This window comes from Streptomyces millisiae (assembly GCF_031845425.1).
Classification (GTDB): domain Bacteria; phylum Actinomycetota; class Actinomycetes; order Streptomycetales; family Streptomycetaceae; genus Streptomyces; species Streptomyces millisiae.
Genome location: NZ_JAVREM010000001.1, coordinates 14,062 through 31,170 on the forward strand (window position 1 = coordinate 14,062; position 17,109 = coordinate 31,170).

Consider the following 17,109-nt stretch of genomic DNA (forward strand, 5'->3'; position numbering starts at 1 on the left):
AGTGTCCGCCAGCGTCGGTCCGATCCCATTCCCGTCCGGTGCCCGTCGCTTTTCCCTCCCTCCGCCGCCCCGCGTCACCTCACGTCCTTCGGGGCGGTCGCGCCGCCAGGCGCGTGCGGGTTCGTCCATTCGGGGGATGGTGGCGGATATGCTGCCCGCATGGAGGGGTGGCGGCGCGCTGCCGGGCGGCCTTCGGACCGCTCAGGCCGGCGGGCCGAGCCCGATGACGACGACTGACATAGGTGGGGAGCGGATGCAACAGCCCGGTGGGATGCCCGTGCCACCTCCCGCCCCGCCGGACGGCGGGACGACCGGGTACGTCCAGCTGCCGCCCGGCGCCATGGTGCCGGCTCCGGCCCCGGCGGCGGGTGCCGCGCCGCCGGACATCAGCCATGTCGGCATCGCCGTGCTGCTGATCGGCCCCGCCGGGGCCGGCAAGACGACGGTGGCCAGGTACTGGGCGGAGCGGCGCCCGGTGCCGACCGCCCACATCAGCCTGGACGACGTGCGGGAGTGGGTGCGTTCCGGCTTCGCCGACCCGCGCTCGGGCTGGGACGACCGCTCCGAGGCGCAGTACCGCCTCGCCCGCCGCACCTGCGGCTTCGCCGCCCGCAACTTCCTGGCCAACGGCATCTCCTGCATCCTGGACGACGCGGTCTTCCCCGACCGGCCGGCCGTGGGGCTCGGCGGCTGGAAGCGCCACGTGGGCCCCGGGCTGATCCCGATCGTGCTGCTGCCGGGCCTGGACATCGTGCTGGAGCGCAACGCGGCCCGCACCGGCACCCGCCGCCTCTCGGACGAGGAGGTGGCCACCATCCACGGCCGGATGGCCGGCTGGTACGGCTCGGGGCTGCCGATCATCGACAACTCGCGGCACGACGTCGCCACCACCGCCCGCATGCTGGACGACGCGGTGGCCCGCAGCCTCAGCACGCCGCCGCAGTGGTGACTTCCGGCCAATCACTCGCACGGGTGTCCGGGCTCCCGCTCGTCCGGCCCCGCTGAGAAGGCCGGAATCCCCGCCGCTGCGTAGGCTCGGTCCATGTCCGAGGTTCACGCGGGCCGGCGCTCACGGCTCCGTGCCCACGCTTCGCCGGCGGGCGACGTGGCCGCCGTCGTCTCGCGGCCGTCCAACGTGCGCTATCTCGTGGGTCCTGCCCCGGCCGGCGCCGTGCTGCTCGTCGGGCACGACGGCGGGGACACGCTGTTCGGCCACTGGGACCCGGCCGAGGAGCCGGTGGGGCCTCGCCCGCACGAGGAGGAGGGGCTACGCGTCACCTCGCTCGACGGGGACGCCGATCCGGCGCTCGCGGCGGTGGTCGCGGCCGCCGAGGGCGGCGCCCGGGCGGTGGCCGTCGAGGAGCACCACCTGACGGTGGCCAGGCACCGGGCGCTGACGCGGGCCGCGCCCGGGACCGGGTTCACCGACCTCGGCTGCGCGGTGGAGCGGCAGCGGCTGGTCAAGGACGAGGACGAGATCGCCGCCCTGCGGGTCGCGGCCGAGATCACCGACCGGGCGCTCGGCGAGCTGCTGGAGTCGATCCTGGTGGGCCGTACCGAGCGCCATCTGGCGCTCGAGCTCGAACGCCGCCTGGTGGACCACGGCGCGGACGGCCCGGCGTTCCCGACCTCCGTCGCCACCGGCAGCCATTCCGGCCTCGCCGGGCACCGGCCGACCGACCGCAGGGTGGAGGAGGGCGACTTCCTCACCGTCCGGCTCGGCGCCAGGTTCCGCGGCTACCGCTGCCAGATCGGCCGGACCTTCGTCATCGGCACCAGCCCGGCCGACTGGCAGATCGAGCTCTACGACGTGGTCTTCGCGGCCCAGCGGGCGGCCAGGGAGGCGCTGACGCCCGGCGTCGAGTACCGGGAGGTGGACCGCGCGGCCCGCGAGGTGCTGTCGGCGGCGGGGCACGGCAGGGCGCTCGGTCCGGTGACCGGGCACGGGGTGGGCCTCGAGATCGGGGAGGACCCTCGGCTGTCGCCCGCGGCCATGGGTAGACTTGGCCCCTGTGTGCCGGTCACCGTCGAGCCGGGGGTCCATCTACCGGGCCGGGGCGGTGTCCGGATCGACGACACGCTCGTCGTCCGCTCCGCGGCGGACGGCGGACCGGAGCTACTCACCATCACGACCAAGGAGCTCCTCGCCCTGTGACCCCGCGGGGGGCCGGTGCGCGGGGGGACCGCGGTCACCTTCACGCAGCAGTCCCTAGGAGATTCCGCGACCGTGGCCACCACGAACGACCTCAAGAACGGCATGGTGCTCAAGCTGGAAGGGGGCCAGCTGTGGTCCGTTGTCGAGTTCCAGCACGTCAAGCCCGGTAAGGGCGGCGCCTTCGTCCGCACCAAGCTGAAGAACGTGCTCTCCGGCAAGGTGGTCGACAAGACCTTCAACGCCGGCACCAAGGTCGAGACGGCCACCGTCGACCGGCGGGGCATGCAGTTCTCCTTCAAGGACGGCACCGACTTCGTCTTCATGGACACGGAGACGTACGACCAGCTCTACGTCAACCCGGAGACCGTGGGCGAGGCGGCGAACTACCTGCTCGAGGGGCAGGACTGCACCGTCGCGATCTACGAGGAGAACCCGCTCTTCATCGAGCTGCCGGCCGCCGTCGAGCTGGTGATCGAGTACACCGAGCCGGGCGTCCAGGGCGACCGCTCCACCGGCGGCACCAAGCCCGCCCGCCTGGAGACCGGTTACGAGATCGGCGTCCCGCTGTTCATCACCACCGGTGAGAAGATCAAGGTCGACACCCGCTCCGGCGAATACCTTGGCCGGGTGAACAACTAACCGTGTCTGCCCGCAGCAAGGCCCGCAAGCGCGCCCTGCAGATCCTCTTCGAGGCCGACCAGCGGGGTGTCGCGCCGCTCGACGTGATGGCCAGCTGGGTCGAGATCGGCAAGACCGACGACCGGCAGCCGCCGGTCAGCGAGTACACCCGCGAGCTGGTCGAGGGCTACGCTGCCCGCGCCGAGCGGATCGACGAGCTGATCGCGCAGTACTCGGTCGGCTGGACGCTGGACCGGATGCCGGGCGTCGACCGCAACATCCTGCGGCTGGCCGCGTTCGAGCTGATATGGCAGGACGGCACGCCCGACGCGGTGGTGCTGGACGAGGCCGTGCAGCTGGCCAGGGAGTTCTCCACGGACGACTCGCCGCCCTTCGTCAACGGCCTGCTGGGCCGCCTGAAGGACCTCAAGCCGTCCCTGCGGCGCTGAGCCCGGCGGCCGGCCGGCGGACGACCTCCTGGCTCCGCGGTCCGGCCGCGCGGCCACGCCCCGGGCGGGGTGACACCACCAGTGGTGTCACCCCGCCCGGGGCGTTGGCTCGACGGCCCGGCCGGAGCCGGCCCGGCCGTGAAGCCCCGCCGACACGAGGCGTCAGCTCTCCTCCGCCTGAACCGCGCGGCGCGCGTCCGCGCCGAGCACGCCCCAGCTGATCAGCTGCTCGGTCAGGACCGAGGGCGACTGGTCGTAGATCACGGCCAGGGTGCGCAGGTCGTCCTGACGGATCGAGAGCACCTTGCCGTTGTAGTCGCCGCGCTGGCTCTGGATGGTGGCCGTGTAACGCTGGAGCGGGCCCGCCTTCTCGCTGGGCACGTGGGCGAGGCGCTCCAGGTCGAGCACGAGCTTCGGCGGCGGCTCGGCGGCACCGCCGGGCGTCGAGCCGGGCAGCAGCTCCTGGACGGGGACCCCGTAGAAGTCCGCCAGCTCCGCGAGGCGCTGCACGGTCACGGCGCGGTCGCCACGCTCGTACGAGCCGACCACGACCGCCTTCCAGCGGCCCTGGGACTTCTCCTCGACCCCATGGAGCGAGAGACCCTGCTGGGTGCGGATGGCCCGGAGCTTGGCTCCGAGCTGTTTGGCGTATTCGCTGGACATGTGTCTCCCCGGGACGGCGTTCTGGTAACTCACTGTGAGGTTACGCAGCGTAATATCTCTCGTCAAGCCGAGGCGACAAGGTAGCCCCTGACCTGGGGCGATGCGGAGCGTGTCGAAGCTCCTGGTATTGTCGGCCTGGATCGACCGACGTCCTTTAAGGCCCGTCCCGTGAGGCGGGGAAGGAGGTCCTTTTCGTATGGACAACGAGAGCAACCCTGCTCCGGCCCGTTCCGTCCTGGAAGCGCCGGACATCGCGCGGGCGTTGACCCGCATCTCCCACGAGATCGTCGAGCGCGCCAAGGGCGCGGACGACGTGGTCCTCCTGGGAATCCCCACCCGAGGCGTCTTCCTGGCCCGCCGGCTCGCGGCCAACCTGCGCGAGATCACCGGGCACCCGCTCCCCGTGGGCTCGCTCGACATCACGATGTACCGGGACGACCTGCGGCTGCGCCCCGCGCGCGCCCTGGCCAGGACCGAGATCCCGGGCGACGGCGTCGACGGCCGCCTCGTCGTCCTCGTGGACGACGTGCTCTTCTCCGGCCGCACCATCAGGGCCGCGCTCGACGCGCTGGGTGACATCGGCCGGCCGCGCGCCGTGCAGCTCGCCGTCCTGGTCGACCGCGGCCACCGTGAGCTGCCGATCCGCGCCGACTACGTCGGCAAGAACATCCCGACCTCGCTGCGCGAGACCGTCCGCGTCCTCCTCCAGGAGGAGGACGGCCGCGACGGCGTGCTCCTCGGCGTGCGCGAGCACGCCCCAGCGGCCGAGCAGTAGCGCGCCGCCAGGCCCGCCGAGCCCCACCCGGGCCCCGGCATGCCGGCGCGCCCGCACGCTTCCCACGAACAGACGGAAGGCACCTGATGAAGCGTCACCTCATCTCGGCCACCGACCTCTCCCGCGACGACGCCCTCCTGGTCCTCGACACCGCCGAGGAACTGGCCCGGGTCGCGGACCGGCCGATCAAGAAGCTCCCGACCCTGCGCGGTCGCACCGTGGTCAACCTCTTCTTCGAGGACTCCACCCGCACCCGGATCTCCTTCGAGGCGGCGGCCAAGCGGCTCTCAGCCGACGTGATCAACTTCTCCGCCAAGGGCTCCTCGGTCTCCAAGGGCGAGTCGCTCAAGGACACCGCGCTCACCCTGGAGGCGATGGGCGCCGACGCCGTCGTCATCCGGCACCACGACTCCGGAGCCCCACACCGGCTCGCCACCTCCGGCTGGATCGGCGGCTGCGTCGTCAACGCGGGCGACGGCACCCACGAGCACCCGACGCAGGCGCTGCTCGACGCGTTCACGCTGCGCCGCCGCCTGGTCGGCGGACCGGACCGCGGCCTGGGCGCCGACCTGGAGGGCCGCCGGATCACGATCGTCGGCGACATCCTGCACAGCCGGGTGGCCCGCTCCAACGTCCGACTGCTCACCACGCTCGGCGCCGAGGTCACCGTCGTGGGACCGCCCACCCTGCTGCCGGTCGGCGTGGAGCGCTGGCCCTGCGCCGTCGACTACGACCTGGACGCGGTGCTGCCCAAGTCGGACGCCGTGATGATGCTCCGGGTCCAGCGTGAGCGGATGAACGCGGCCTTCTTCCCCACCGAGCGTGAGTACGCCCGCCGCTACGGCCTGGACGGCGACCGCATGAGCCGCATGCCCGAGCACGCCGTCGTGATGCACCCGGGCCCCATGAACCGCGGCATGGAGATCACCGCGGAGGTCGCCGACTCGCCCCGCTGCACCGCCGTCGAGCAGGTGTCCGGCGGCGTCAGCGTCCGGATGGCCGTCCTGTACCTGCTGCTCGGCGGCTCGGAGCCCGCCGTCAGCGCCCGCACCACCGAGGAGAACACCCAGGCATGAGCGAGAACACCGCGCGCACCCTGATCCGCGCCGCGAGGGTACTCGGCGGCGCCCCCCAGGACGTGCTGATCGAGGGCGAGACCGTCGCCCGCGTCGGCGCCGGGCTCGACGCCGAGGGCGCGCAGGTCGTGGAGGCCGACGGGCTCGTCCTGCTGCCGGGCCTGGTCGACCTGCACACCCACCTGCGCGAGCCGGGCCGCGAGGACTCGGAGACCGTGCTCACCGGCACCAGGGCGGCGGCCGCCGGCGGCTTCACCGCCGTGCACGCCATGGCCAACACCTTCCCGGTCGCCGACACCGCCGGCGTGGTCGAGCAGGTCTGGCGCCTCGGCCGCGAGTCCGGCTACTGCGACGTGCAGCCGGTCGGCGCCGTCACCGTCGGTCTCGGTGGCCGGCAGCTGGCCGAGCTCGGCGCCATGCACGACTCGGCGGCCGGCGTCGTCGTCTTCTCCGACGACGGCAAGTGCGTGGACGACGCCGTGATCATGCGGCGCGCGCTGGAGTACGTGAAGGCGTTCGACGGCGTGATCGCCCAGCACGCCCAGGAGCCCAGGCTCACCGAGGGCGCCCAGATGAACGAGGGCGCGGTCTCCGCCGAGCTGGGGCTCGGCGGCTGGCCGGCGGTGGCCGAGGAGGCGATCATCGCCCGCGACGTGCTGCTCGCCGCGCACGTCGGCTCCCGGGTGCACATCTGCCACCTCTCGACGGCCGGCTCCGTCGAACTGGTCCGCTGGGCCAAGTCCAAGGGCTGGCAGGTCACCGCCGAGGTCACCCCGCACCACCTGCTGCTCACCGACGAACTGGTCCGCTCCTACGACCCGGTCTTCAAGGTCAACCCGCCGCTGCGCACCGAGGAGGACGTGCTCGCGCTGCGCGAGGCGCTGGCCGACGGCACCATCGACTGCGTGGCCACCGACCACGCGCCGCACCCGCACGAGGACAAGGACTGCGAGTGGGGCGCGGCCGCCATGGGCATGATCGGCCTGGAGACCGCGCTGTCCGTGGTGCAGCACACGATGGTGGACACCGGTCTCCTCGACTGGGCCGGCGTCGCCGACCGCATGTCCTTCCGGCCGGCGACCATCGGCCGGCTCGCCGGCCACGGCCGGCCCGTGGCCGAGGGCGAGCCCGCCAACCTCACCCTCGTCGACCCCGCCTACCGTGGAGAGGTGGACCCCGCCGCGTTCGCCTCCCGCAGCCGCAACACCCCCTACCGGGGGCGCGAGCTGCCGGGCCGCGTGACGCACACCTTCCTGCGGGGCCGGGCAACGCTCATGGACGGGAAGCTGGTATGAACGCCGCGCTGCGCTACGCGCTCACCACCGAGGACGGCGCGGAGACCGTCCGCAGGTCGCAGGAGGTCACCGACTGGGGGGCCCGCGTCGCCTGGCTCGTCGGCCTGGTGCTCTTCGTCGCGCTGGTCTACTGGCTGATGCGGGAGGGCTGGAAGTGGCGCGCCACGCTCCAGGGCGACCTGCCCGAGCTGCCGGCACCGCCCGCCGAGCCGGGCCCCGAGCGGCTGCGGATGACCGGCCGCTACCACGGCAGCACCACCGCCGGGCAGTGGCTCGACCGGATCGCCGCGCACGGCCTCGGCGCCCGCAGCCGGGCCGAGCTGACCCTCACCGACGAGGGCGTGACCGTCGTCAGGCCGGGCGCGGTGGACTTCCTGATCCCGGCCGACCGGATCCGCGGCGCGCGCCCCGAGAAGGGCATCGCCGGCAAGGTCCTCACCGAGGGCGGACTGCTGGTGATCACCTGGGAGCACGGCGAGCGGCTGCTCGACTCCGGCTTCCGCTCCGACCGGTCCGCCGAGCACGCCGCCTGGATCGACGCCCTCGGCACCTACTCGCCGGCCGAGCCCGCTCCCGTTCCGCACGACCAGAAGCACGAATCTCAGCACGAACAGGAAGGCGTCCGATGACCGCCACCACCCGCACCGCCGCCCCGGCGCCGGCCGTGCTCGTCCTGGAGGACGGCCGCACTTTCCGCGGACAGGCGTACGGCGCGCGGGGCGAGACCGTCGGCGAGGCCGTCTTCTCCACCGGCATGACCGGCTACCAGGAGACCCTGACCGACCCCTCGTACCACCGCCAGCTGGTCGTGATGACGGCCCCGCACATCGGCAACACCGGCGTCAACGACGAGGACCCCGAGTCCCGCCGCATCTGGGTGGCCGGCTACGTGGTCCGCGACCCGGCGCGCCGCCACTCCAACTGGCGGGCCAGGCGCTCCCTGGAGGACGAGCTCGCCGCGCAGGGCGTCGTCGGCATCAGCGGCGTCGACACCCGTGCCCTCACCCGCCACCTGCGGGAGCGCGGCGCCATGCGCGCCGGGATCTTCTCCGGCGAGGCCGTCGCCGACAGCGCCACGCTGCTGGCCAGGGTGCGCTCCGCGCCCCAGATGTCGGGCGCCGACCTGTCGCCCGAGGTCGCCACCACCGAGCCCTACGTGGTGCCGGCCATCGGCGAGAAGCGGCTCACCGTGGCCGCCATCGACCTCGGCATCAAGGGCATGACCCCGCACCGGATGGCCGAGCGCGGCATCGAGGTGCACGTCCTGCCGGTGACCGCCACCCTGGACGAGATCTACGCCGTCGCCCCCGACGGGGTGTTCTTCTCCAACGGCCCGGGCGACCCGGCGACCGCCGACCACCCGGTCGCGCTGATGCGCGGCGTGCTGGAGCGCGGCACCCCGCTGTTCGGCATCTGCTTCGGCAACCAGATCCTCGGCCGCGCGCTGGGCTTCGGCACCTTCAAGCTCAAGTACGGCCACCGCGGCATCAACCAGCCGGTCAAGGACCTCACCACCGGCAAGGTCGAGGTGACCGCGCACAACCACGGCTTCGCCGTCGACGCCCCGCTCGACGCCGTCACCGACACCCCCTACGGCCGGGTCGAGGTCTCGCACGTCTGCCTCAACGACGACGTCGTCGAGGGACTGCGGCTGCTCGACCGGCCGGCCTTCAGCGTCCAGTACCACCCCGAAGCGGCGGCGGGTCCGCACGACGCCGCCTACCTGTTCGACCGCTTCGTCTCCCTGATGGAGGGCCAGCGTGCCTAAGCGCACCGATATCCAGTCCGTCCTGGTCATCGGCTCCGGCCCGATCGTCATCGGCCAGGCCGCCGAGTTCGACTACTCGGGCACCCAGGCCTGCCGTGTGCTCAAGGCCGAGGGCCTGCGGGTCATCCTGGTCAACTCCAACCCGGCCACGATCATGACCGACCCGGAGATCGCCGACGCGACCTACATCGAGCCGATCACCCCGGAGTTCGTCGAGCGCATCATCGCCAAGGAGCGCCCCGACGCCCTGCTGCCGACGCTCGGCGGCCAGACGGCGCTCAACACCGCGATCGCGCTCCACGAGGCCGGCACCCTCGCCGCCCACGGCGTCGAGCTGATCGGCGCCAGCGTCGAGGCCATCGCCAAGGGCGAGGACCGCGACAAGTTCAAGGCCGTCGTCGAGGCGGTCCGCCAGGCCACCGGGCACGGCGAGTCCGCCCGCTCGGTCATCTGCCACTCGATGGACGACGTGCTCGCCGGCGTCGAGCACCTCGGCGGCTACCCGGTCGTCGTCCGCCCCTCCTTCACCATGGGCGGCGCCGGCTCGGGGTTCGCCCACGACGAGGAGGAGCTGCGCCGCATCGCCGGGCAGGGCCTGGCCCTCTCGCCCACCACCGAGGTGCTCCTCGAGGAGTCCATCCTCGGCTGGAAGGAGTACGAGCTGGAGCTGATGCGCGACCGCAACGACAACGTCGTGGTCGTCTGCTCCATCGAGAACCTCGACCCGATGGGCGTGCACACCGGCGACTCGATCACCGTGGCGCCCGCGATGACCCTGACCGACCGCGAGTACCAGATCCTGCGCGACATCGGCATCGCCGTGATCCGCGAGGTCGGTGTGGACACCGGCGGCTGCAACATCCAGTTCGCCGTCAACCCGGACGACGGCCGGGTGGTCGTCATCGAGATGAACCCCCGGGTCTCCCGCTCCTCCGCGCTGGCCTCCAAGGCCACCGGATTCCCGATCGCGAAGATCGCCGCCCGGCTCGCCATCGGCTACACGCTGGACGAGATCCCCAACGACATCACGGAGGAGACGCCCGCCTCCTTCGAACCCACCCTCGACTATGTGGTGGTCAAGGTCCCCCGGTTCGCGTTCGAGAAGTTCCCGGCCGCCGACCCGAGCCTCACCACCACCATGAAGTCGGTCGGCGAGGCCATGGCCATCGGCCGCAACTTCACCGAGGCGCTGCAGAAGGCGCTGCGCTCCGTGGAGAAGAAGGGCTCCCAGTTCGACTTCGCCGGCGAGCCCGGCACCGCCGAGGACCTGGCCGGGCTGCTGACCCGCGCCGCGGTCCCCACCGACGGTCGGCTCTCCACCGTGATGGCCGCGATCCGCGCCGGCGCCACCCCCGAGCAGGTCTTCGAGGCCACCCGCATCGACCCCTGGTTCGTCGACCAGCTCTTCCTGATCAAGGAGGTCGCCGACGAGCTGGCCGCCGCCGAGCAGCTCACCCCCGAACTGCTGGCCGGCGCCAAGCGGCACGGCTTCTCCGACGCCCAGATCGCCGGCATCCGGGGCCTGCGCGAGGACGTGGTGCGCGAGGTGCGGCACGCGCTCGGGGTCCGGCCGGTCTACAAGACCGTGGACACCTGCGCCGCCGAGTTCGCCGCCCGCACCCCCTACCTCTACTCCTCCTACGACGAGGAGACCGAGGTCACCCCGCGCGAGCGGCCCGCCGTGATCATCCTGGGCTCGGGACCCAACCGGATCGGCCAGGGCATCGAGTTCGACTACTCCTGCGTCCACGCCTGCTTCGCGCTCAGCGAGGCCGGCTACGACACGGTGATGGTCAACTGCAACCCCGAGACCGTCTCCACCGACTACGACACCTCCGACCGGCTCTACTTCGAGCCGCTCACCCTGGAGGACGTGCTGGAGATCGTGCACGCCGAGACCCAGGCCGGGCCGGTCGCCGGCGTCATCGTCCAGCTCGGCGGCCAGACCCCGCTCGGCCTCGCCCAGGCGCTCAAGGACAACGGGGTGCCCATCGTCGGCACCTCGCCCGAGGCCATCAACCTGGCCGAGGAGCGCGGCGCGTTCGGCCGGGTCCTCGCCGAGGCCGGGCTGCCGGCCCCCAAGTACGGCACCGCCTTCTCCTTCGACGAGGCCAAGGCCATCGCCGCCGGCATCGGCTATCCCGTGATGGTCCGCCCCAGCTACGTGCTCGGCGGCCGTGGCATGCGGATCGTCTACGACGAGGCGGCGCTCGCCGAGTACCTGGAGCAGCACGCCGGACTGATCTCGGAGCACCCGGTGCTCGTCGACCGCTTCCTCGACGACGCCATCGAGATCGACGTGGACGCCCTCTACGACGGCACCGAGCTCTACCTCGGCGGCGTCATGGAGCACATCGAGGAGGCCGGCATCCACTCCGGCGACTCGGCCTGCGCGCTGCCGCCGATCACCCTGGGCGGCCACGACATCAAGCGGCTGCGCGCCTCCACCGAGGCCATCGCCGCCGGCGTCGGCGTCCGTGGCCTGATCAACATCCAGTTCGCGCTCGCCGGCGACATCCTCTACGTGCTGGAGGCCAACCCGCGCGCCTCCCGCACCGTCCCCTTCACCTCCAAGGCCACCGCCGTGCCGCTGGCCAAGGCGGCGGCCCGGATCTCGCTCGGCGCCACCATCGCCGAGCTGCGCGCCGAGGGCATGCTCCCCGCCCGCGGCGACGGCGGCACCCTCCCGCTGGACGCGCCGATCTCCGTCAAGGAGGCCGTGATGCCCTGGTCCCGCTTCCGGGACGTGCACGGGCGCGGCGTGGACACCGTGCTGGGGCCCGAGATGCGCTCCACCGGCGAGGTCATGGGCATCGACTCGGCCTTCGGCACCGCCTACGCCAAGTCGCAGGCCGGCGCCTACGGCGCGCTGCCCACCAAGGGCCGGGCGTTCGTCTCGGTCGCCAACCGCGACAAGCGGGCCATGATCTTCCCGGCCCGCGCCCTGGTCGAGCACGGCTTCGAGCTGCTGGCCACCTCGGGCACCGCCGAGGTGCTCAGGCGGAACGGCATCCACGCCACGGTGGTGCGCAAGGAGTACGAGGGACAGGGCCCGAACGGCGAGCCCACCATCGTCCAGCTGATCCACGAGGGCCAGGTCGACCTCATCGTCAACACCCCCTACGGCACCGGCGGTCGGCTCGACGGCTACGACATCCGCACGGCGGCGGTCGCCCGCGGCATCCCCTGCCTGACCACCGTCCAGGCGCTGGCCGCGGCCGTCCAGGGCATCGACGCGCTCACCAAGGGGGAGGTCGGCGTCCGCGCCCTCCAGGAGCACGCCAGCCAGCTGATCGAGGCGCGGAACCGGTGACCGGGGTGACCGCCTACGGCCTCCTGTTCAACACCGTCCTCCGCCGGCTCGACGCGGAGCGTGCCCACCACCTCGCCTTCGCGCTGATCCGCCTCGTGGCGCGGGTGCCGGGGCTGCGCTCCGCGGTGCGCGCCGTCTACGCCCCGGCCCACCCCGACCTCCGGGTGCGGGCCCTGGGCCGGGAGATGCCGGGGCCTTTCGGGCTCGCCGCCGGCTTCGACAAGAACGCCGTGGGCGTGGACGGCCTGGCGATGCTGGGCTTCGACCACGTCGAGATCGGCACCGTCACCGGTCGGCCGCAGCCCGGAAACCCGCCGCGGCGGCTCTTCCGGCTGCCGGCCGACCGCGCCCTGGTCAACCGGATGGGGTTCAACAACGAGGGCTCCGCCGCCGTCGCCGCCCGGCTCGCCCGGCGCGGCCGGCGGAGCCGGCCGGTCCTCGGCGTCAACATCGGCAAGACCAAGGCCGTCCCCGAATCGGAGGCCGTCGCCGACTACGTCGCCTCGACCGAGCGGCTCGCCGGGCACGCCGACTACCTGGTGGTCAACGTCTCCTCGCCCAACACCCCGGGGCTGCGCGACCTCCAGGCCGCCGAGCGGCTGCGCCCGCTGCTCACCGCCGTGCGCGAGGCGGCCGACCGCGCGGTGCCGGACCGGCGGGTGCCCCTGCTGGTCAAGATCGCCCCCGACCTCGCCGACGAGGACGTGGACGCCGTCGCCGACCTCGCACTCGACCTCGGGCTCGACGGGATCATCGCCACCAACACCACCATCGCCCGCGACGGCCTCGCCACCCCGGCGGCCGACGTCGCCGCCCTGGGCGCCGGCGGCCTCTCCGGCGCCCCGCTCAGGGAGCGCTCGCTCGCCGTGCTGCGGCGGCTGCACCGCCGCGTGGGCGACCGGGTCACCCTGATCGGCGTCGGCGGCGTCGAGACCGCCGACGACGCCTGGGAGCGGTTGCTGGCCGGCGCGACCCTGGTCCAGGGATACACCGGCTTCGTCTACGCGGGACCCGGCTGGGCCCGCGCCATCAACCGGGGACTCGCCAGGCGCCTGGCCGCCAGCCCCTACGCGACGCTCGCCGACGCCGTGGGCGCCGGCGCGCGCGACGACGTGAGTGAGGACAGGTCATGACCGCCCCCGAACCCTTCGGGACCCGACTGCGCCGGGCCATGGACGAGCGCGGCCCGCTCTGCGTGGGCATCGATCCGCACCCCTCGCTGCTGGCGGCCTGGGGCCTCGGCGACGACGTCGGCGGCCTGGAGCGCTTCGCCGACACGGTGGTCGAGGCACTCGCCGAGCGGGTCGCCGTGCTCAAGCCGCAGTCGGCCTTCTTCGAGCGCTTCGGCTCCCGGGGCGTCGCCGTGCTGGAGCGGACCGTCGCCGCGGCGCGCTCGGCCGGCGCCCTGGTGCTGCTGGACGCCAAGCGCGGTGACATCGGCTCCACCATGGCCGCCTACGCCGCGGCCTACCTGGACGAGGGCGCCCCGCTCGCCGCCGACGCCGTCACCGTCAGCCCGTACCTTGGCTACGGCTCGCTGCGCCCGGCCCTCGACCTCGCCAGGGCCAACGGCCGGGGCGTGTTCGTGCTCGCCCTCACCTCCAACCCGGAGGGCGCCGAGGTGCAGTCGGCGGTCACCGCCGCCGGACCCACGGTCGCCCAGGGGATCCTCGACCGGCTGCGCGAGGAGAACGCGGCCGAGCTGGCCGCCGGCGCCCCGCTCGGCTCGTTCGGCGCCGTGGTCGGCGCCACCGTCGGCGAGACCGGCGCCGAACTGGCGATCGGCGGACCGCTGTTGGCGCCCGGCGTGGGCGCTCAGGGCGCCACCGCCGCGGATCTGCCCCGGGTCTTCGGCGACACCCTGGGCCAGGTCCTGCCCAACGTGGGCCGCGGGGTGCTGAAGCACGGCCCGCACCCCGCGGCACTGCGTGCCGCGGCGGAGCGGGAGGCGGCGGAGATCGCGCGATTCCTCGACTCCGGAGCGTGACCGCGCGCATCGTTGTCGCAAACTGTGCAGGGATATGTCGGAAATGCGAGGGGGGATCTCCAGCTGACCTGGACTTTTTGTCGATTCTCGCTGACTAATCGCGGTGCCGGCCGCTAGTCTCCGTCGAGAGCGGAGCCCCGAGCGCGTTGCTCGTTGCTCCGCCGGTGTGGGGCTACTAGGTTCCTCACCGTTCCGTATCCGACAGTTCGATACCCGAGGTGACGTAGGCGTGGCTCTTCCGCCCCTTACCCCTGAACAGCGCGCAGCCGCGCTTCAGAAGGCCGCCGCGGCTCGCCGGGAGCGCGCCGAGGTCAAGAATCGGCTCAAGCACTCCGGCGCCTCGCTGCACGAGGTCATCAAGCAGGGCCAGGAGAACGATGTCATCGGCAAGATGAAGGTCAGCGCACTGCTGGAGTCGATGCCGGGCGTCGGCAAGGTCCGCGCCCGCCAGATCATGGAGCGGCTCGGGATTTCCGAGAGCCGCCGGGTCCGTGGGCTCGGCTCCAACCAGATCGCCGCGCTCGAGCGTGAGTTCGGCGCCAAGGGCTGAGGTTTTCCCGACCCTCCGGGAACCGGGATAATCGCCGCATGACCGATCGTCCGCGACTGACCGTGCTCTCCGGCCCCTCCGGGGTCGGCAAGAGCACGGTCGTCGCTCATTTGCGCAAAGCCCACCCGGAAGTGTGGCTGTCCGTGTCCGCCACCACGCGGAAGCCCCGTCCCGGCGAGCGGCACGGCGTCCAGTACTACTTCGTGGACGACGAGGAGTTCGACAAGCTGGTCGCCAACGGCGAGCTGCTGGAGTGGGCCGAGTTCGCCGGCAACCGCTACGGGACCCCGCGTCGTGCCGTGCTGCACCGGCTCGAGGCGGGGGACCCCGTGCTCCTCGAGATCGACCTGCAGGGCGCCCGCCAGATCAGGGAGACCATGCCGGAGGCCCGGCTGGTGTTCCTGGCGCCGCCCAGCTGGGAGGAGCTGGTCCGCCGGCTCACCGGCCGCGGCACCGAGCCCCCGGAGGTCATCGAGCGGCGGCTCGCGGCGGCGCGCACCGAGCTCGCCGCCGAGCCCGAGTTCGACCTCACCCTGGTCAACACCTCGGTCGAGGACGTCGTGACCGAGCTGCTAGCCTTGGTCCGTTAAGAGCCCTGACCTGTCAAGAGGGGGGCCTCCCCAGATTCCCAGCGGAAGGCAGAGCGTGTCCTCTCCTATCACCACGCCCGAGGGCATCATCAACCCGCCGATCGACGAGCTGCTCGAGGCGACCGACTCGAAGTACAGCCTGGTGATCTACGCCGCCAAGCGGGCGCGCCAGATCAACGCCTACTACTCGCAGCTCGGCGAGGGCCTGCTGGAGTACGTCGGGCCGCTGGTCGACACGCACGTGCACGAGAAGCCGCTGTCGATCGCGCTGCGCGAGATCAACGCGGGCCTGCTGACCTCCGAGGCCGTCGAGGGCGCCACGGACTAGGGCGGGCGCTCGGTGTGCTCCGGGCCCGGCGGCCGTCTGGCTGCCGGGCCCGTCGTCTGTCGGGGCCGTGGTGCAGGATGGAGCCACGCGGTAGTGCGAAGTGACCAGAGGGGAGCGCCGTCGCCGGCGGCGGCGCGGGAAGGGGCGAGCGATGGCCCGGCCGGAGATCGTCCTCGGGGTGGGCGGCGGCATCGCCGCCTACAAGGCATGTGAGCTGCTGCGGCTGTTCACCGAGTCGGGGCACTCGGTCACCGTGGTGCCCACCGCGTCGGCGCTGCGCTTCGTCGGCGCCCCCACCTGGGCGGCGCTGTCCGGCGCCCCGGTGGCCACCGAGGTCTGGGAGGACGTGCACGAGGTCCCGCACGTCAGGATCGGGCAGCGGGCCGACCTGGTGGTGATCGCCCCCGCCACCGCGGACGTGCTGGCCCGCGCCGCCGGTGGCCGCGCCGACGACCTGCTGACCAACGTGCTGCTCACCGCCCGCTGTCCGGTGGTCTTCGCGCCCGCCATGCACACCGAGATGTGGGAGCACCCCGCCACCCAGGAGAACGTGGCCACGCTGCGCCGCCGGGGCGCCCTGGTGATCGAGCCCGCCGTGGGCCGGCTCACCGGCGCCGACACCGGCAGGGGCCGGCTGCCCGACCCGTCCGCGATCTTCGCCTACTGCCGTCGGGTGCTGGAGCGCGGCGCGGTGGACGAGCCGGCCGACCTGGCGGGTCGCCGGGTGGTGATCAGCGCCGGGGGCACCCGGGAGCCGCTCGACCCCGTCCGCTACCTGGGGAACCGTTCCTCAGGGAAGCAGGGCTACGCGCTGGCCCGCACCGCCGCCGCCCGGGGCGCGGCGGTCACCCTGGTCGCGGCGAACACCGCGCTGCCGGACCCGGCCGGCGTCACCGTGGTCCCGGTGTCCACCACCGAGGAGCTGCGGGAGGCGGTGGTCAAGGCGGCCGCCGAGGCGGACGCGGTGGTGATGGCCGCCGCCGTCGCCGACTTCCGGCCGGCCAGCCGCGCCCCGCAGAAGATCAAGAAGCGCGACGACCGGGGCCCGGAGCCCATCGCCCTGGTCCGCAACCCGGACATCCTGGCCGAGCTGGCCGCCGGCCGCCGGCCGGGGCAGCTGGTGGTCGGCTTCGCCGCCGAGACGGAGGACGTGCTGGCCAACGGCCGCGCCAAGCTGGCGCGCAAGGGCTGCGACGTCCTGGTGGTCAACCGGGTCGGCGAGGGCATCGCCTTCGGCACCGAGGAGAACGAGGCGGTGATCCTGGAGGCCGGGGGAGCGGAGACGCCCGTGCCGCACGGCCCCAAGGAGGCCCTGGCCGACCGCGTCTGGGACGTGGTGGCGCGGCGCTGGCCGTAGTGAGGTGGCAGGGGGCGCCAGGGGTCGCGCACCGGAGCGTGTCTCGCAGAGCGGTCCGCTCTCCCCGCGAGCCGGTCGCTCGGGCTAGGGTGGGCGGGCCGGAGATCGCCGCCGTCGTGGCCGAGCCTTCGGCTCATGCCGGCCCCGGGCCGGCTAGGATTGGCGCCGGCCGTCCCCCGTTCGCC

Annotated in this window: 17 protein-coding genes; 16 read left to right on the forward strand and 1 reads right to left on the reverse strand. The window is 73.1% G+C overall.

All coding sequences use genetic code 11. From position 1 onward, the window contains the following. The first annotated feature begins 223 nt into the window (after positions 1-223). The 4 genes from RNC47_RS00065 to nusB all read left to right on the forward strand — a co-directional run bounded on the left by RNC47_RS00065 (position 224) and on the right by nusB (position 3,222). On the forward strand, positions 224-949 hold the full coding sequence (locus tag RNC47_RS00065; RefSeq protein ID WP_387099565.1) for an AAA family ATPase: 726 nt from the start codon (positions 224-226) through the stop codon (positions 947-949). 93 nt (positions 950-1,042) lie between these two features. Then, positions 1,043-2,155 (forward strand): M24 family metallopeptidase, encoded by a 1,113-nt coding sequence (locus RNC47_RS00070; RefSeq protein WP_311594463.1) that lies wholly within the window; start codon positions 1,043-1,045, stop codon positions 2,153-2,155. Positions 2,156-2,227: 72 nt separating this feature from the next. Next, on the forward strand, positions 2,228-2,794 hold the full coding sequence (gene efp / locus RNC47_RS00075; protein ID WP_311594464.1) for an elongation factor P: 567 nt from the start codon (positions 2,228-2,230) through the stop codon (positions 2,792-2,794). 2 nt (positions 2,795-2,796) lie between these two features. After that, positions 2,797-3,222, forward strand: coding sequence for a transcription antitermination factor NusB (gene nusB / locus RNC47_RS00080; RefSeq protein WP_311594465.1), 426 nt, complete (start codon positions 2,797-2,799; stop codon positions 3,220-3,222). Positions 3,223-3,384: 162 nt separating this feature from the next. On the opposite strand, the gene bldD is transcribed toward nusB, so the two are convergent. Further along, the gene (gene bldD, locus RNC47_RS00085) at positions 3,385-3,885 is read right to left on the reverse strand and encodes a transcriptional regulator BldD (protein WP_113685051.1); all 501 of its coding nucleotides are present in this window, start codon (positions 3,883-3,885) and stop codon (positions 3,385-3,387) included. Between the two features lie 196 nt (positions 3,886-4,081). Here bldD and pyrR point away from each other — a divergent pair, with 196 nt between their 5' ends. From pyrR to coaBC, 12 genes are all read left to right on the forward strand, one after another. After that, a complete protein-coding gene (gene pyrR, locus RNC47_RS00090) occupies positions 4,082-4,660 on the forward strand; it encodes a bifunctional pyr operon transcriptional regulator/uracil phosphoribosyltransferase PyrR (protein WP_311594466.1) in 579 nt (192 codons plus the stop codon). Positions 4,661-4,746: 86 nt separating this feature from the next. Beyond that, entirely contained in the window at positions 4,747-5,736 is a 990-nt protein-coding gene (locus RNC47_RS00095; RefSeq protein ID WP_311594467.1) for an aspartate carbamoyltransferase catalytic subunit, read from the forward strand. Then, on the forward strand, positions 5,733-7,031 hold the full coding sequence (locus RNC47_RS00100) for a dihydroorotase (protein WP_311594468.1): 1,299 nt from the start codon (positions 5,733-5,735) through the stop codon (positions 7,029-7,031). Before RNC47_RS00095 ends, RNC47_RS00100 begins: the two co-directional genes overlap by 4 nt. Continuing rightward, positions 7,028-7,660 carry a PH-like domain-containing protein gene (locus RNC47_RS00105; protein WP_311594469.1) on the forward strand — a complete coding sequence of 211 codons (633 nt, stop codon included), beginning with the start codon at positions 7,028-7,030 and terminating at the stop codon, positions 7,658-7,660. The genes RNC47_RS00100 and RNC47_RS00105 overlap by 4 nt, the downstream gene beginning before the upstream one ends. Then, a complete protein-coding gene (gene carA, locus RNC47_RS00110) occupies positions 7,657-8,799 on the forward strand; it encodes a glutamine-hydrolyzing carbamoyl-phosphate synthase small subunit (protein WP_311594470.1) in 1,143 nt (380 codons plus the stop codon). The genes RNC47_RS00105 and carA overlap by 4 nt, the downstream gene beginning before the upstream one ends. Continuing rightward, positions 8,792-12,112, forward strand: a complete 3,321-nt coding sequence (carB, locus tag RNC47_RS00115; protein WP_311594471.1) for a carbamoyl-phosphate synthase large subunit — start codon at positions 8,792-8,794, stop codon at positions 12,110-12,112. The genes carA and carB overlap by 8 nt, the downstream gene beginning before the upstream one ends. Beyond that, positions 12,109-13,245, forward strand: a complete 1,137-nt coding sequence (locus RNC47_RS00120; RefSeq protein ID WP_311594472.1) for a quinone-dependent dihydroorotate dehydrogenase — start codon at positions 12,109-12,111, stop codon at positions 13,243-13,245. The genes carB and RNC47_RS00120 overlap by 4 nt, the downstream gene beginning before the upstream one ends. Further along, complete coding sequence (gene pyrF / locus RNC47_RS00125) at positions 13,242-14,099, forward strand: orotidine-5'-phosphate decarboxylase (RefSeq protein WP_311594473.1); 858 nt, start codon at positions 13,242-13,244, stop codon at positions 14,097-14,099. Before RNC47_RS00120 ends, pyrF begins: the two co-directional genes overlap by 4 nt. A gap of 229 nt (positions 14,100-14,328) precedes the next feature. Next, positions 14,329-14,649 carry an integration host factor gene (locus RNC47_RS00130; protein WP_311594474.1) on the forward strand — a complete coding sequence of 107 codons (321 nt, stop codon included), beginning with the start codon at positions 14,329-14,331 and terminating at the stop codon, positions 14,647-14,649. 38 nt (positions 14,650-14,687) lie between these two features. Further along, complete coding sequence (gene gmk / locus RNC47_RS00135) at positions 14,688-15,239, forward strand: guanylate kinase (RefSeq protein WP_311594475.1); 552 nt, start codon at positions 14,688-14,690, stop codon at positions 15,237-15,239. Positions 15,240-15,294: 55 nt separating this feature from the next. Further along, complete coding sequence (gene rpoZ, locus RNC47_RS00140; RefSeq protein WP_132931393.1) at positions 15,295-15,567, forward strand: DNA-directed RNA polymerase subunit omega; 273 nt, start codon at positions 15,295-15,297, stop codon at positions 15,565-15,567. A 151-nt stretch (positions 15,568-15,718) separates the two neighbouring features. Then, positions 15,719-16,924, forward strand: a complete 1,206-nt coding sequence (gene coaBC / locus RNC47_RS00145; protein WP_311594476.1) for a bifunctional phosphopantothenoylcysteine decarboxylase/phosphopantothenate--cysteine ligase CoaBC — start codon at positions 15,719-15,721, stop codon at positions 16,922-16,924. Positions 16,925-17,109: the final 185 nt, after the last annotated feature.

Coding starts and splice junctions, on each gene's coding strand:
- coaBC (WP_311594476.1), top strand. CDS start 15,719: ATGGCCCGGCCGGAGATCGTCCTCGGGGTGGGCGGCGGCATCGCCGCC.
- gmk (WP_311594475.1), top strand. CDS start 14,688: ATGACCGATCGTCCGCGACTGACCGTGCTCTCCGGCCCCTCCGGGGTC.
- carA (WP_311594470.1), top strand. CDS start 7,657: ATGACCGCCACCACCCGCACCGCCGCCCCGGCGCCGGCCGTGCTCGTC.
- bldD (WP_113685051.1), bottom strand. CDS start 3,885: ATGTCCAGCGAATACGCCAAACAGCTCGGAGCCAAGCTCCGGGCCATC.
- pyrR (WP_311594466.1), top strand. CDS start 4,082: ATGGACAACGAGAGCAACCCTGCTCCGGCCCGTTCCGTCCTGGAAGCG.
- RNC47_RS00105 (WP_311594469.1), top strand. CDS start 7,028: ATGAACGCCGCGCTGCGCTACGCGCTCACCACCGAGGACGGCGCGGAG.
- RNC47_RS00095 (WP_311594467.1), top strand. CDS start 4,747: ATGAAGCGTCACCTCATCTCGGCCACCGACCTCTCCCGCGACGACGCC.
- RNC47_RS00070 (WP_311594463.1), top strand. CDS start 1,043: ATGTCCGAGGTTCACGCGGGCCGGCGCTCACGGCTCCGTGCCCACGCT.
- RNC47_RS00065 (WP_387099565.1), top strand. CDS start 224: ATGACGACGACTGACATAGGTGGGGAGCGGATGCAACAGCCCGGTGGG.
- RNC47_RS00100 (WP_311594468.1), top strand. CDS start 5,733: ATGAGCGAGAACACCGCGCGCACCCTGATCCGCGCCGCGAGGGTACTC.
- pyrF (WP_311594473.1), top strand. CDS start 13,242: ATGACCGCCCCCGAACCCTTCGGGACCCGACTGCGCCGGGCCATGGAC.